The 14478-nt window shown below is 67.8% G+C and carries 13 protein-coding genes and 1 tRNA gene; 6 read left to right on the plus strand and 8 right to left on the minus strand.

Annotated elements, in window-relative coordinates; translation table 11 throughout:
• Positions 1-32: 32 nt before the first annotated feature.
• The 6 genes from C1A15_RS07805 to C1A15_RS07830 all read right to left on the minus strand — a co-directional run bounded on the left by C1A15_RS07805 (position 33) and on the right by C1A15_RS07830 (position 7138).
• Positions 33-1334, minus strand: a complete 1302-nt coding sequence (locus tag C1A15_RS07805; RefSeq protein ID WP_101722036.1) for an MFS transporter — start codon at positions 1332-1334, stop codon at positions 33-35.
• A complete protein-coding gene (locus C1A15_RS07810) occupies positions 1331-3139 on the minus strand; it encodes a BCCT family transporter (protein ID WP_101722037.1) in 1809 nt (602 codons plus the stop codon). The genes C1A15_RS07805 and C1A15_RS07810 overlap by 4 nt, the downstream gene beginning before the upstream one ends.
• The gene (locus C1A15_RS07815) at positions 3129-3959 is read right to left on the minus strand and encodes a creatininase (RefSeq protein WP_101722038.1); all 831 of its coding nucleotides are present in this window, start codon (positions 3957-3959) and stop codon (positions 3129-3131) included. The genes C1A15_RS07810 and C1A15_RS07815 overlap by 11 nt, the downstream gene beginning before the upstream one ends.
• Before the next feature lie 72 nt (positions 3960-4031).
• Positions 4032-4592 carry a hypothetical protein gene (locus C1A15_RS07820; protein ID WP_101722039.1) on the minus strand — a complete coding sequence of 187 codons (561 nt, stop codon included), beginning with the start codon at positions 4590-4592 and terminating at the stop codon, positions 4032-4034.
• Between the two features lie 34 nt (positions 4593-4626).
• Entirely contained in the window at positions 4627-5709 is a 1083-nt protein-coding gene (locus tag C1A15_RS07825; protein WP_101722040.1) for a DMT family transporter, read from the minus strand.
• Positions 5710-5989: 280 nt separating this feature from the next.
• Positions 5990-7138, minus strand: coding sequence for a serine/threonine protein kinase (locus C1A15_RS07830; protein ID WP_101721232.1), 1149 nt, complete (start codon positions 7136-7138; stop codon positions 5990-5992).
• Between the two features lie 324 nt (positions 7139-7462).
• On the opposite strand from C1A15_RS07830, the gene C1A15_RS07835 reads away from it, so the two are divergent.
• The 3 genes from C1A15_RS07835 to C1A15_RS07845 all read left to right on the plus strand — a co-directional run bounded on the left by C1A15_RS07835 (position 7463) and on the right by C1A15_RS07845 (position 10120).
• Complete coding sequence (locus C1A15_RS07835; RefSeq protein WP_101722041.1) at positions 7463-8047, plus strand: TetR/AcrR family transcriptional regulator; 585 nt, start codon at positions 7463-7465, stop codon at positions 8045-8047.
• An 81-nt stretch (positions 8048-8128) separates the two neighbouring features.
• Positions 8129-8203, plus strand: a tRNA-Thr gene (locus tag C1A15_RS07840).
• 162 nt (positions 8204-8365) lie between these two features.
• On the plus strand, positions 8366-10120 hold the full coding sequence (locus tag C1A15_RS07845) for a sensor domain-containing diguanylate cyclase (protein ID WP_101722042.1): 1755 nt from the start codon (positions 8366-8368) through the stop codon (positions 10118-10120).
• Here the strand turns inward: C1A15_RS07845 and C1A15_RS07850 are convergent.
• Together C1A15_RS07850 and C1A15_RS07855 are read right to left on the minus strand one after the other, a co-directional pair.
• Positions 10092-11117, minus strand: a complete 1026-nt coding sequence (locus C1A15_RS07850) for a hypothetical protein (protein ID WP_101722043.1) — start codon at positions 11115-11117, stop codon at positions 10092-10094. The genes C1A15_RS07845 and C1A15_RS07850 overlap by 29 nt on opposite strands.
• Positions 11118-11154: 37 nt before the next feature.
• The gene (locus C1A15_RS07855; RefSeq protein WP_101722044.1) at positions 11155-12006 is read right to left on the minus strand and encodes a hypothetical protein; all 852 of its coding nucleotides are present in this window, start codon (positions 12004-12006) and stop codon (positions 11155-11157) included.
• Between the two features lie 136 nt (positions 12007-12142).
• On the opposite strand from C1A15_RS07855, the gene C1A15_RS07860 reads away from it, so the two are divergent.
• The 3 genes from C1A15_RS07860 to C1A15_RS07870 are packed head-to-tail and all read left to right on the plus strand — an operon-like array spanning position 12143 to position 14429.
• Positions 12143-12841, plus strand: a complete 699-nt coding sequence (locus C1A15_RS07860) for a lantibiotic protection ABC transporter ATP-binding protein (protein WP_101722045.1) — start codon at positions 12143-12145, stop codon at positions 12839-12841.
• Positions 12838-13614 (plus strand): lantibiotic immunity ABC transporter MutE/EpiE family permease subunit, encoded by a 777-nt coding sequence (locus C1A15_RS07865; protein ID WP_101722046.1) that lies wholly within the window; start codon positions 12838-12840, stop codon positions 13612-13614. The genes C1A15_RS07860 and C1A15_RS07865 overlap by 4 nt, the downstream gene beginning before the upstream one ends.
• Positions 13611-14429, plus strand: coding sequence for an ABC transporter permease (locus C1A15_RS07870; RefSeq protein WP_245864969.1), 819 nt, complete (start codon positions 13611-13613; stop codon positions 14427-14429). The genes C1A15_RS07865 and C1A15_RS07870 overlap by 4 nt, the downstream gene beginning before the upstream one ends.
• The last annotated feature ends 49 nt before the right edge of the window (positions 14430-14478 follow it).

A 14478-nucleotide genomic window follows, 5' to 3' on the forward strand; every position in this document is an offset into this window, starting at 1 on the left:
TCGGCTCGCCGCCGCGCGCCCCTTCCGCATTCCTACTCGATGTCGTTCAGCTTCATGCCGGCGTATTCGTGCGCCGTGAACAGCAGCACGATGCCCGCCACGAGGCAGATGCCCATCATGTAGTACGCGGGCATGAGGCCGTTGCCCGTGGCGTCGATGAGCGCGGTGGCCACCATCGAGGCCGTGCCGCCGAATACCACGTAGGCGATGTTCGAGCCGAGCGCCGCGCCGGTGTAGCGCACCTCGGTGGGGAACATCTCGGCCTGGTAGCAGGCGATGTTCGCGTCGTTGAACGACAGCGTCACGCACATGACGAGCTCGGCCGCGATGACGACGGGCAGCTGGGCCGTCCCCAGCATCATGAACGCGGGGATGCTGAGCACGATGAACGCCGCGCACGAGCCCAGCAGCATCTTCTTGCGGCCCACGATGTCCGAAACCTTCCCGGCGCCGAAGATGATGAAGATGTACGTGACGAGCGCGATGTCGGTGGCCAGCTGCGCCGCCGACGCCTCCATTGACGTGTAGCTGGTCAGGTACGTGGGCAGGTAGGTGAGCACGAGGTAGAAGCCCACCGAGTTCACCATGGTGGCCGCGATGCTGGCCGCGAGGCGCTTCTTGTACTTCTTGAACACGAGGCGCGTGGGGTGCGGCGCCTCCTTGGCCGGGTCGGCCGCCAGGGTCATCTCCTGGTAGGTGGGCGAGTCCTCGAGCTTCGTGCGGATGTAGTGCGCCACGAGCCCGAGGGGTCCCGCCAACAGGAACGGGATGCGCCAGCCCCAGGCGATCACGTCGGCCTCGGGCAGCAGCAGCTTGATGACGAGCGCCGCGGTGGAGCCCGCCAAAAGACCGGCCGCGGTGGATGCCGGCACGAGCGAGCAGTACTTGCCGCGGTGGTTCGCCGGCGCGTACTCGGCCAGGAACACCGCCGCGCCCGAGTACTCGCCGGCCGCCGAGAACCCCTGGATGCTGCGCAGGCACAGAAGCAGGATGGGGGACAGCAGGCCCACCGTCTCGTACGACGGCAAGCAGCCGATGAGGAACGCCGCGCCCGTCATCATGAAGATGGACAGCGACAGCGACCACTTGCGGCCCTTCTTGTCGCCCATGCTGCCCCAGAACGCTGCCCCGAGCGGGCGGAACACGAACGACAGCGCGAACACCGCGAACGCGAGCAGCGTGGAGTTCACCTCGGACTCGGGGAAGAACACGATGCCGATGGTGATGGCGAAGTACGTGTAGGTGGCGTAGTCGAACCATTCGATGAAGTTGCCCAGAAACGAGGAGGCGGCCACCTTGAACGGCACCTTCGGCTGGGTCGCTTCGGCGTTCATCGCGCTCCCTCCGCCGCCGGCTCGTCGAGGCCGGACCCGTCGGGGACGTCGGGCGCCTCGTGCCGCGCCCGCCACGCCTCTTCCGCCTCGCGCGCTGCCCTCTCCTCATGCCACTGCCGTAGCTGCTCGGCCGCGAGCGAGCCTTCGGGGAACGGCTCGGCCAGCCCCCGCTCCACCAGCTGCTCGTCGTGCTTCACCCACTTGAAGAACTGGACGCCCATGAGCAGCACGACGATGCTGAACGGGATGCCGCCGGCGATGGTGGCGAACTGGATGGTGTTGAGGAAGTCCTGGCCGGCCGTCACCATGAACAGCACGGCGAGCGCCGTGATGCACAGCGCCAGCACCACCTTGAACCCGCGGCTCTGGCGCGCGGCGGGCGACACGAAGTTCGACAGCGCCATGACGCCCGAGTCGACCGAGGTCACGATGTAGCCCCCGATGAGGATGGTGGCCACCACGGTCAGCACGCCGCCGACGAGCGGAATGCTGTCGATGGTGAGGAACAGGCCCATCGAGGAGTCGGCCGTGGTCTGCGCCACGATGCCGGGGTCGGACATCGCCGCCCACACGCCGGTGCCGCCCACCACGCACGTCCACACGATGCACACGGCCGCGGGCACGAACACCACGCCGCCCACGAACTCGCGCAGCGTTCGTCCGCGGGAGATGGTGGACACGAAGCCCGCCGTGAACGTGGCGAACGCGAAGCACCAGCAGAAGATGAAGAACGACCAGAACGCCTGCCAGGAATCGCCGTACGAGGCGATGCCCGCAGCGAGGTTCGTCGCCTCGGTGAACCCGCTCATCAGCATGAACTGGTCCACGAACACGCTGAGCGACTCGGGCAGCACGCCGAGGACGTACAGCGTCGGCCCGAAGATGAACACGGCCGCCACGAACACGATGGAGATGACGGCGTTCGCGTTCGAGATGTTCTTGATGCCCTTCACCACGCCGAACCATACCGACATCGTGGCGATGGCGCCGAACAGGATGACGAACGCCACCTGCAGGGTCTGCCCCGTCTGGATGTGGAAGATCTGCTGGATGCCGGTGTTGAACTGGTAGGACGCCAACCCCAGCGACGTGGTCAGGCCGAAGATGGTGGCGATGACCACGAGGATCTCCACGACGAGCCCTGCGGGCCGCTTCGCGCGAGCGGGGAACAGGTCCTCCACCGTGCCGCGGAACGTGGTGTCCTTGTGCATGTTGTAACGGGCGTAGGACATGAACAGCGACACGATGGCGTAGATGGCCCATGCGGGGATGGCCCAGTGGAAGTACGTCCACGCGAGCGCCGTGTCGCCCGCGAACAGGGGGTCGGGGCTGTTGAACGGCGTCCCTCCGTACATCATGATGGGCTCGGCAACGGCCCAGAACACGAGGCCCACGCCCTGCCCGGTGGCGAACAGCATCGCGAACCAGGAGAAGTACGAGAACGCGGGCTTCGCGTCCTTGCCGCCCAGCCTGATGGTGCCGAACTTCGTCACCGCCACGAACACGCACACGGCGAAGCACAGAAACGCGCACAGCACGATCCACCAGCTGCAGTACTGCGTGACGAACGTGCGCAACCCGTTCACCGCGTTGATGAACGTGTCGGCGCTGACGAGCGCGATGCCCAGCACGACGGCCACGATGGCCACCGACACGGCGCGGATCACGTAGTCGTGCTTGACCGTGCGCCCGAGGCGCTTGGCCTGGGCTTCCTTCGGCTCGGGATCCACCTCGCCCGACTCGTCCTCCACCTCCATGGGGTGGAGGCGCTTGCGCGCGTCGTCGTCCGATCTCTTAGACTTCATGGTAGTCTCCTTGCCCTGAGAACTCGTGCTTCACGGCTTCCACCATGTGCTTCACCGCCACGTTGCGAAGGATCGCCCCCTTCTCGCGCGACGATTCCACGGGCGAGGACAGGCAGCCCGACGGCGGCGTGTAGCCGGGGACGATGGGCAGCACATCGTAGTTCGGCAGCTCGGCCGGCAGGCCGTCGTACAGCGCGCCGCCCGTCTTGTCCATGTCGACGAGGTCGGGGTGGAACAGCAGCATGAGCGAGGTCTCCATGACGCCGGCGTGCTCGAGGTCCCATCCGGTGAAGCCGTCGGGGTAGAGGGCCTCGATGGTCTCGTCGTCGACGAAGTCCCAGTACGACAGCAGCTGGATCTTCACGTCGTCGATGCCGTTCTCGCGCGCCTTCTCCAGCGCCAGCTCGGCGCCCTCGAAGATGAACTGGTAGTTCTCGTAGTGGCCGTTCATGAGCACGATCTTGCGCGCGCCGTGCAGGATGAGGCCGAACACGACGTCCTTCGCCAGCGCGATGAGCGTCGTGCCGGACAGCGACGTGGTGCCGGAGAGGTGGAAGCCGCCGCCCGAGCGCTGCTGGGAACGGAAGCCGTAGTTGATGGGCGCCGCCACGATGCCCTCGAGCGCGCCGTCCGTGTCGGCGACGAGCGCCTCGGCCGTGGCGCCTGCCATGGCCTTGGTCAGCGCGGCGTCCACGCACATGGCCATGTGCGAGCCGTGCTGCTCGAGCGCGCCGACGGGGATGAACACCACGGCGTCCTTCGCCAGCTTCTCGCGGTAGGTGAACGCGTCCATTTCCTCCATGTACACAGTGGGTTTCATACAGGGTTCCTCCTTGAATCGAAAAGCGCCCGCCGCGCGCGCGGCGGGCGCCGTGTCAGATCAGCGCGTGGATCAGTAGTCTTCGAGCAGGTCCACCTGCGCCTTGCTCGCGCGCAGGATGAAGTTGCGCCGGGCCTGGGCGCCGCCCTGGGCCAGCTTGCGCAGGATGACGCGCTTGAGGCGCGGGTAGTCGTTCATGCCGTACCAGGCCACGGCCGTGCCGCCGACGTAGGCCTCCACGATGCTGTGCACCGGGACGCTCGCGTCGCGCTTCGCGTCGAGCGCCAGGTACTCCTCGATCTCGGAGGCGCATAAATCGCGGATGACCTCGGCGTTTATCTCCAGGTCGCGGGCCAGTTGGTTCAGCTGGTAGTCGACTTCGGCCTCGTCGGCGTGCGGGAAGTAGGTGACGTCGTAGGTGACCGCGCCGGCGCCCGCCGCCTGCGCGAACCGCAGCAGGGAGTCCAGCGACAGCATCTGCACGTGCTCCTCGGTGCGCTCGGCGATGTCGAGCTCGGCCGGGAAGCCGGGCAGGCCCTGCGCGGCGAACGCGGCTTGCAGCTCGTCGGCGTTCTTGGCGGCCTCGAACTCCACCTCGGTGGCGATATGGGTCAGGTTGGATGTGATCTTCATGGTTCGCGCCCTCCTCGGGTCGGTGGCGTACAGGCTAGTTCAGCGATTCCTTGGCCGATTCCTCGTCGATATGCGCTTCGAGGGTCTCCCGGATCTCGGCCTCCTTCAGCACCTTGTCGCCCTCCTTCGCCGCGGCCTTCGTGGAGAAGAAGATCTGCGAGACGCCGCCGGCGATGATCAGGGCGCCGCCCACCAGCTGCAGCGGGGTGAGGATCTCGCCGAACATGAAGAAGCCGAGCACCGACGCCATGATGGTCTCCTGGTAGGAGATGGCGGCCAGCTCGCCGGCCTTGAGCATCTTGGTGGCGTAGGCCAGCAGGTGGAAGGCGACGAAGCCGGTGATCAGCGCCGCGGCGATCCATACGAGCCAGGACGTGGGATCCATGGTGAAGATGTCCCACGGGGCGGTCATGATCTGGCCGGCCGCGTCGACCTGCTGCACGCCGTTGACCTTCACCGTGTACTTGAGGCCGCCCGACAGGAAGCTGTCCACGGCCATGAGGCCGAGGATGGTGATGGAGGCGAACAGGAAGTTCCACCAGGAGCGCACGTTGGAGTCGCAGTCTTGGCGGTAGCGCCCGATGAACAGGTACAGGCCGTAGGCGACGCCGGACAGAAGGCCGATCATGTTGCCGAACATCCACTTCGGGTCGAGGTCGAGCGTGAGGCCCGTCGGCGTGATGATGCCCACGATGAACAGCATGCCCACGACCACGGCGACGATGCAGAGGATGCCCTTGCCGTTGATCTTCTCCTTGAGGAAGATGGCGGCCAGGATGGTGGAGTAGATGGGCCCAGTGTAGATGAGGAACGACGCGTTCGCGAGCGTCGTGTACTGCGTCGAGATGACGTAGAGGCCCGACAGCAGGCCCAGGAACACGCCCGAGAGCACCATGGCGGGCGAGAGCTTCGTGGAGCGCACCTTCTTGAAGTTGCCGCGCGCGATGACGGCGAAGATGACGGTGAGCGCGATGAAGCCGATGAAGTTGCGGCCGAACGAGATGAAGTCGCCCGGCGCGTTGATGTAGCGTCCGAATGCTCCGATGCCGCCCATCGCGGACGACGAGAGGAACATAAAGATGAAGCCCTTGAGCTTGTATTTCGCTTGCTCGTTCATGTATCCCTCCTTGACGCGGCGTCGTGTCGTCCGGGTCCTGGATACACGTCAACCCTTATTGGTCCGGGATTGCGGACGTGCTCGAGGGTGCAACGAATCACGCGGGCGCAACGGCGCCGCAGGCTATTGATATGATCGTATCGGGAAAAGGGGCCCGACTCCGGAAAACCTCGAGCAAGGAGCGCCGTGTGCGCGGCGGACGGGGTTCTCCGGAGCGGGACGTTGACGGGTCGCCTGCGCGCGGTGTCCCCTGGCGCGCAGGCTTCGAGCGGTTACGCGCTTAGTCGTTCCACATCTCGGGATGGATGAGGGTCGGGTCGGCGACGCGGTTCGGGAAGTAGTCGAGGCACTCGCCCTCGCGGAACACGTCGGCCGTGGAGCAGTGCAGGCCGCCGCCGAACGGGTAGGCGTCGCGCAGGTCGCAGGGGATGACGTTCATGCCGAGCTTGTCCATCTGCTCCTGCTGGTAGACCTCGGAGGCCTCCACGATGACGGTCTTCGGGTCGAGGACCAGGCAGTTCATGGACAGCCACACCGAGCTGTAGCACAGCGCCGGCGGCTCGTCGTGGGCCGGCTGGGCGGCGTCGACGATCTGCCAGTCGTTGGCCTCGAAGATCGCGCGCTGCTCGTCGGGCAGGTGGCGGTGCGGGTTGTTGATGATCAGGCCCGGGCGCAGCGGCACGAAGGTCGCGTCGATGTGGATCGGGTAGGGGTCGCCGGGGAAGTTCACGGCGTGGACGCGCAGCTCGGGGTAGTAGCGCTGGAACCACTCCATGGCGGTGCGGTTGGTGGTCAGGCCGTGCTGGATGAACAGGTCCTTGCCCATGCGCATCACGTCGGCGGCGTCCCACATCGGCTCGACCTCGGTCGTGACGAAGTCCTTGTTGGCCGTGCGCACGAGGCGCTCCTCGAGGGTGATCTTCTCGTCGTAGTAGTTGTGCTTGTAGGAGGCGTCCGTCAAGCGGGGGCGGGGGGCCTGGGTCCACTTGAACTCGGGGTCCTCGTCGAAGTACTGCTTCATGAGCGGCCAGTAGGCCAGGTACTCGAAGTAGCGGCAGCGGAAGGAGTTCGCGGACGCCATGATCTCGTTGCCGACGGTGAGCAGGATGTCGCGGGGCGGCATGCAGGTCATCATGGAGTCGTTGCGGAAGTCGGGCGTGCCGATGGCCTGGTTCCACTGCAGGGGCGTCGGGCGGTCGACGACCACGCCGCGGTCCTCGAGGATCTTGACGAGGTTGTCGAGGCACTCGTTGCCGCGCTCGACGGTGGCCGTGGGACGGGGGCCCCACATGCCGCGCATCTCGGAGTCGACGGGCACCTTCTCGGAGGTCGCGGGCTCCTCGGGCGGGATCATCGAGTAGTCGCAGCGGCCCACGATCACGCGCTTCAGCGGGTCCCAGTCGTTCCAAGAGCTGACTATCTTCGCCATGACAGTCTCCTTTCTCCGGCAGCGCTTCCGGCGTTGCCTCTCAAGGGTTGCAGGGTGGAATGTCCACCTCTCCATAAACGCATTGTGATGTGCGGTAACGATGGATTCAAAGGTCGCACGCGGGGAGGTGTCGCACGTGGTTTGCACGGCGGGGCGCTCGCGTCCGCTCGAAGTGACGTTTGTGAAATACCGTCTGCTTTCACGTGACGTTCGATGGAGAACGTCACGTACAAGTTGGCGCGGGCGGCGGGTATGTTTTTATGGAAAGGTCGCGTCAGGGCGTTCGTGCCACGCGAGCGCCGATTCCAAGAGAAAGGGGTTCGCATGCTGCCGAATTTAGCACAGGGGGAGGACGTCTTCGGTTCGCCGGAGATCCGCACGAAGATGAAGATACTGCACGCCGTGGACAAGTCGCTCGACCGCATCACCATCGCCGAGATATGCGAGAACGCCGGCATCTCGCGCCAGACGTTCTACCGCCACTTCGAGAGCAAGTACGACATACCCTGGTGGCATTCCATCTTCTGCCGGCAGTTCTACTTGAACGAGATCGGGCGCACCATCGACTGGAAGACGGGGTACTACCATCACCTGCGCCTCATCTCGCAGGAGCGCGATTTCTACCGCAAGTCCATCCAGTACAGCATCAACACGCCGTTCGGCCAGACGGTAATGCCCGAGAACCGCAAGACCGTGCTGCTCGACACGCTGGAGCACTACCGCCACGTACCGATCGACGAGAACATGCGCTTCATCGTGGAGGTGTTCTCGAAGCTGGAGTGCGAGGTGCTGAACGACTGGTTCCGCTCGGATGCGCCCACCGACCTCGTGCGGTGGACCGACGACCTCGTGAGCCTCGTGCCCGACCGCCTGTACCGCGCCCTGAGGATCGACGAGCCGGGCGCGTAGGCGAGGGGCCGCGCTCGGGATTGCCGCTTTGCGAATCGCGCGCGATGTCGTACAATACGCACGCGCGCGTTTCACGCGCACGCCAGTGTGGCGCAATGGTAGCGCAACAGTTTTGTAAACTGTGGGTTGCAGGTTCGAGTCCTGTCACTGGCTCCACGGAACACCAGGCCGGGCTCATCGTGCGCCCGGCCTTTTTCGTTGTTCGGCGAACGCGCCCTTTCCTTCGTTCAAATCCCGGTTGAAGCGGTATACTCCTCTCAGGTAATGCACAGGGGGGCGCGGCGGTTGCCGCACGCCTCGGCAGGCGAGAGGAATGCGATGAACCCGCTGTTCGACGAGGCAAAGGCGTTCGTGCTCGATACGATCCACCGGTTCTACGCGGCGGGGGACGGCATCGAGCAGGTGGTCGAGCGCTTCACCGACGACTTCTCATGGGTGGGCGCCGGCGAGGTGGAGTTCTCGGCGGATACCGAGGAGATCGTTGCGTACTTCCTCGAACGCGCCCCGCTGGCCCCGCCCTGCGACGTGTTCGACGAGGAGCTGTACCTCGTGAACGTCACGGAGCGCACGTGCACCGTCATGGGGCGCTACCGCGTGCGGACGCGCGAGACGTCGGGCCTGGTGCTGGAGGAGCGCCAGCGGTGCAGCTACGAGCTGGTGGACGAGGGCGGCGCGCTGAAGATCCGCCACGTGCACGCATCGAACCCCTACCAGGCCATGAAGGACGAGCGGTACTTCCCGTTCGAGGGCGGCATGCAGAACTACGAATACCTCCAACAGCTCGTGCGCGAGAAGACCGCCACGATCGAGCTGCTCACCGACAACATCACGGGCGGCCTCAAGATGAGCGAGGACGACGAGGCGTACACGCTGGCCTACGTCAACGAGGGGCTGGCGCGCATGCTGGGCTACACCATCGAGGAGCTGGAGGAGATGAGCGGCGGCACCGCGCGGGGCATGGTGTACGGGCCCGACGTGGACCAGGCGCTCGCCGACGTGGAACGCTGCTTCGCCGAAGGCCCCACCTACGAGACGGAGTACCGGGTGCGCCGCAAGGACGGCTCGCTGGCGTGGGTGCTCGATTCGGGGCGCAAGGTGCGAACCGCGGACGGAACGGTGAAGATCGGCAGCGTGCTCATGGACATCACCTCGCGCAAGGAGGCCGAGATCGCGTTGGCCGTGGAGCAGGAGCGCTACCGCATCGCGCTGCGCAGCGTCACCGACGTGCTCTTCGAGTACGATATCGAGCAGGACGTGCTCGTGGAGTACGAGCGCATGCCCGGCACGGGCGAGAACGCGCTGCCCGACGAGCGTCGCTTCGAGCGCTACACCGAGACGCTGGGCGACGGCGCGCGCATGCACCTCGACGACTACGCGCGGCTGTCCGAGGCGCTGCAGCGCGAGGAGTCGGTGACGATGGACGTGCGTCGCCGGTTCGGAGACGCGCCCGAGGGGACGTGGCGCTGGACGCGCATGCACGCGATGGTCCTGTACGATCGCAGCGGCGCGGCCGTGCGCACCATCGGCAGCTGGAAGGACGTCACCGACGAGCGCCGCCGGCTCGAGGACCTCGCCGACCAGGCGCGGCGCGACCCGCTGACCAGGTTGCTCAACCAGGGCGCCACATCCGAGTTCATCGAGCCGCTGCTGAGCGCGGGCGCGGAGCGTCGAACGGGCGCGCTGCTCGTCGTCGACGTGGACGACTTCAAGGGCGTGAACGACACGCTCGGCCACCTCGCGGGCGACGAGCTGCTCGTGAGCGTCGCCCGAGGGCTCGAAGAAGCGCTCGCCGACGACGAGGCCGTCATCGCGCGCGTGGGCGGCGACGAGTTCGTCGCGTTCCTGCCGCACGCCGACCGCGTCCGGGCCCGCGAGGCGGCGTTGCAGGTGAACGGGCGGTCGCGCGAGGAGGGCGCGGCATGCGTGCCGGTGACGCTGAGCGTGGGCGTGGCGCTGGCAGGCGTGGACGGCGCGACCTACGAGGCCCTGTTCGGAGCTGCCGACCGCGCGCTGTACGAGGCGAAGCGCGCCGGCAAGGATCGCGTCAGCTTCGCGGACGAAGCGCGCTCGTAAACGCTGCGGCTTCGTCAGGGCTCACCTTGAGCGCGCGCACGAGACGCGGCTTGCCGAGCGCGCCGCGCACCTCGAGTGGCTGCTCGAGCTCGATCCAGACGGCACGGCCTCCCATGGCGGCGAGGTCGAGGCGCTCCCGCTTCGGGATGGCGGGCTCGTCTGATCCTACGCGTGCGATCAGGCTCAACGGCACGCGTTCGCAGAAGAGCATGCCCCAGCGCGCCACGAGCTCGGCATCGCCGACGAGCAGCGGGTTCAGCACGACGGCGCGCGACTCGGCGACCATCCAAACGATCGCGTAGGCCGACAGCGCCGTGAGCGCGCATGCTGCGGGCACGCTGAACCGCGCTGCCAGCATATGCACGGCGAGCGTCTCCACGGCCACGAGGCAGAGCAGGACGCCCACCACCGCGACGTACCCGCTTTTCCGATGCGACGAGAATGCCCGGTAGCCTGCGGGAACGTGCGGCGCGCGTCGCCATGAGGCTGCGGCGTAGTACCACATCGTGCATTCGAGGCCCGCCATGCGCGCGACCCGCTCGTTGCGCACGAGCACGCTGAACGCTGCCGAGAACCAGTCGAGCGGATTGTCCGACGCGGCTCTTGCTGCGCGGTAGCCGCCGACGAAGCGTCGGATCTCGCGCACGGCGACGGCGGCCTCCACGGCGAGAACCGCGACGCCCAGCAGCGGCAGGATCGAGGGCTGCCCCGGGACGACGAACCGCGCCGACGCGAGGCCGCCCAGCCAGACGACTGGCAGCGCAAGGAGCGGCGAGAGCCCTGCGCGACGAACCACGAGCAGGTAGAACGCCGCGGGCACGCACACCATGAGGTCGAACGGCAGCGCGAAGTTGGACGCGAAGGAGAGGCCGGCGGCAGGCACGGCGGCCATGCAGGCGAGGTCGATGCCGTACAGCAGCAGGCAGACGAGCAGCCCGAGCGCTAGGCGCGAAGGCGCACGGCGGGCGCGCGGCGAGGCGGCGGGCATAGGGGTCATGAGGGCCTCCTGACGGGTACGCGGCGGTTTGCGCTTCCTATGGTAAACCCTGACGCTGCGTCGGGGTCAATGAGGATCCGCCAGCGGCATCGGCGGGCCGCGCGCTCACGAACACCTCGGTGCGGGGGTAATAGGCGAGGCGCGCGACGCCGCCGGCATCGACGATCTGCCGGAGCGCTTCCCGATCCTGCTCCTTGATGGACACGCGCACGGTCTCGCCGTTCTCGGCGACGAACTCGACTACGAGGTCGGCCGAGCGCGCAGAGGCGTAGCGGCCGGAGGGACGCTGCTCCTCGAAGTCGCTCAGGAGGCAGCGCTGCTCGCGGGGCCCCTCGATCGCGTCGGCCACGGCGTCGGATGCCCGCAGCGCTCCGAACGCTCCCGCGAACGCGGCGAACGCGAGCATGAACGCCACGATGCCGAGCGGCTTGACGAGCACGTACGAGCGGCGATGCTTCTTCCGGTGCCGCCGGTACAACGCGAACGCGGCGATGCAGAGCGCGATGGCGGCCCCCGCGGCGAAAGGCGCGCGATCGAGCGCGGTGAGGGCGCCGAGGGCGAAGATCGTCGTTCCCGCGTAGCAGACGAGGTTGAGGGCGACGACGGCCGCCTCGAGCGCCGCTTCCCGCGCCAGCGCGCGCCTGCCTTCCGCGGTGCGCGGTCGAGCGCGCCACGGGTCGCGCAGGATCAGCGGCACGAAGCAGAGCACGCCGATCCCCATGGCCAAGAGCCCGCCGCCCCCGATGCCTCGGTCGACGAGCCCTTGGAATCCGACGGAAGGGGCGAACTCCCCGACCATGAGCGCGCCGAACCCGCCGAACAGCGCGACGAGGCCGCCGATGGCGAGCAGCTTCTCCGTCAAGGCGAAATCGGGGCGCAACAAGCCCATGCGGGTCCTTTCGTGCGAGGTTGCGGACGGATTCAGTATAGCGCGCCGAGAGGGCGCGGGAAAAAGCGCCGCGGCCTTTAAAGAATCTTTAAGAACCGGGCGCATCCTGGGTTCAGGCAAGAGAAAGGAAAGATCTATGGGATGCATGCTGGAAACGAACGCGCTCACGAAGACGTTCAAGGGACAGACGGCGGTCGATCACGTGTCGCTGCACGTGCCGGAGGGCTCGGTGTACGGCCTTTTGGGGCCGAACGGCGCGGGGAAGTCGACGCTGCTTAAAATGGTGTGCGGCATGCTGCGCCCCACGTCGGGCAGCATCGCCTTCGCGGGGCGCCCGTGGACGCGCGCCGACCTCGACGGCATCGGCGCGCTTATCGAGACGCCGCCGCTCTACGACAACCTCACCGCGCGCGAGAACCTGCGCGTGCGCACGACGCTCTTAGGCGTGCCCGAGAGCCGCATCGACGAGGCGCTGGCCACGGTGGACCTCGTCGGCACGGGCTCGAAGCGCGCGGGGCAGTTCTCGCTCGGCATGAAGCAGCGCCTCGGCATCGCGCTCGCGCTCGTGGGCAGCCCGTGCCTGCTCATCCTCGACGAGCCGACGAACGGCCTCGACCCGGTGGGCATCCAGGAGCTGCGCGCGCTCATCCGGTCGTTCCCGGAGCGCGGCATCACCGTGGTGCTGTCGAGCCATATCTTGAACGAAGTGGAGCACGTGGCCGACCTCGTCGGCATCATCGTGGAGGGCCGGCTGGCCTTTGAAGCGCCGCTCGACGCGGGCGTCGATCTGGAGAGGCTGTTCATGGACGTGTGCATGGGGAAGGCGGTGGCATGATGGGAGCTGCAGCAGGATCGTTTCCGACCGTGTTCAAGGCGGAGGTGCTCAAGGGCCGCCGCGGCGCCCCGCGCAAGGTGGCGCTCATCGCGCCGCTGCCGTTCTGCGCGCTGGGCGTGCTGTCCTCGGGCGTGATCCCGGGCACGGGCGCCATCGGCGGCATCGCGACGTGCTTGTGGAACTACTGGTACGCGCTCATGATGCCGGTGGCCATCGCGCTCATCTGCGCGTCCATCGCGAACCTCGACGCGCGGCAGAAGCTGCGCCCGGTGCTCGGGCTTCCGCTGCCGCCGGCGCGCACGTGGTGGGCCAAGGTGGCCTATGCGCTCGCGCTCGTGCTGGGGGCGAACCTCGTCGTGCTCGCTTGCTCGACGGTGCTCACGGCGCTCGGCGCCGAGGGGCCGAGCTTCGCCGAGGGGCTGGCCGCGGCGGTCCTGCTGACCCTCGCCAGCTCGTGGATGGTTCCCGCCGCGCTCGCGCTGACCCTGCGCTTCGGCACGCTCGCCGGCATCGCGATTCCGGCTTTGGCGCAGGTGGGCGTGGGCATCGCGCTGTGGACGTCGGGCGCATGGTTCGCGTTCCCCCCGGCCACGACGCTGTGCGCGGTAGCGCCGCTCTTGGGCGTGGCGCCCTCGGGCGTGCCGCTCGAGGCGGGAGACGCGCTCGGCACCTTCGGCGGGGACGCCGTGCTCGGCATCGCGGTGGCCCTTGCCCTGTTCGCGGCGCTCGCCATCGCCGGGGCGGCGTGGTTCTCGAAGCGCGAGGCCGCATGATGGCGCGGGTGACGTTCGCGCACGCGCTGCGCTCGGAGGCTGCGCGGCTGCGCCGCTCGCCCCTCGTGTGGCTCCATGCGGTGTTGGCGACGGTGCTCGGCGGGCTGGCGGGCGCGTACTTCGCGTTCTCGGCCTGGGATTCGTTCATGGGGACCGACGCGTTCTTCCAGCTGCTCGGCGCCGGCGCGCCGCTTTTGGCGGGCATCTCGTGCGGGCTGGCGGCCGACGCGGAGCAGCGGGCGGGCGAGGCGGCGAACCTCTTGGGCGTGTCGTCGCGCAGAAGCGCGCTCGCGGCGAAGATCGTCGCGCTTTTGGGGCTCGGCCTCGCGGCGGCTGCCTGGGCGGCGATGCTGTTCTGCGCGGCCCTCGCGCTGGCCGGGCGCCCGATGCCGGAGCTTCCGGCCCTCGCGCTGGCCGTGCTGGGCATCGCGCTGGGAAGCGCGTGCTCGTACGCGGTCTTCCTGATCGTGGCGCTGAAGTGGGGGCGCAACGCGTCCATCGGCCTGGGCGCGCTCGGGTTCATCGCTGCGATGGCGCTGCTCGGCGGGCTGGCGAACGGGCTGGTGACGGGAACGTTTTCCGGGGTGCTGGGCGTCGAGGCGGCCGCGCTCGTGCCGTTCGCATGGCCGTCCCGCCTAGCGACGCTGCCCCTCGAGGCGTCCATCGCCTCGGCGATGGGCGCGGCCGGCCAGGCCCAGGCGCTCGCGTCGGCCTGGGCGACGGTGGCGCTCGCGTGCGTCGTCCTGACGGCCGTCGTGGCAGCCGCGGTGCTGGCCTGCGCGAACCGTTTCGAAGGCCGCCGCGGCGGGGAATGAGGCATCGCCCCTCGCGCCTCGGTTCCGTCTTCCGTGCCCGACCGGCGCC

The organism is Eggerthella timonensis, assembly GCF_900184265.1.
Taxonomy (GTDB): Bacteria; Actinomycetota; Coriobacteriia; order Coriobacteriales; family Eggerthellaceae; genus Eggerthella; species Eggerthella timonensis.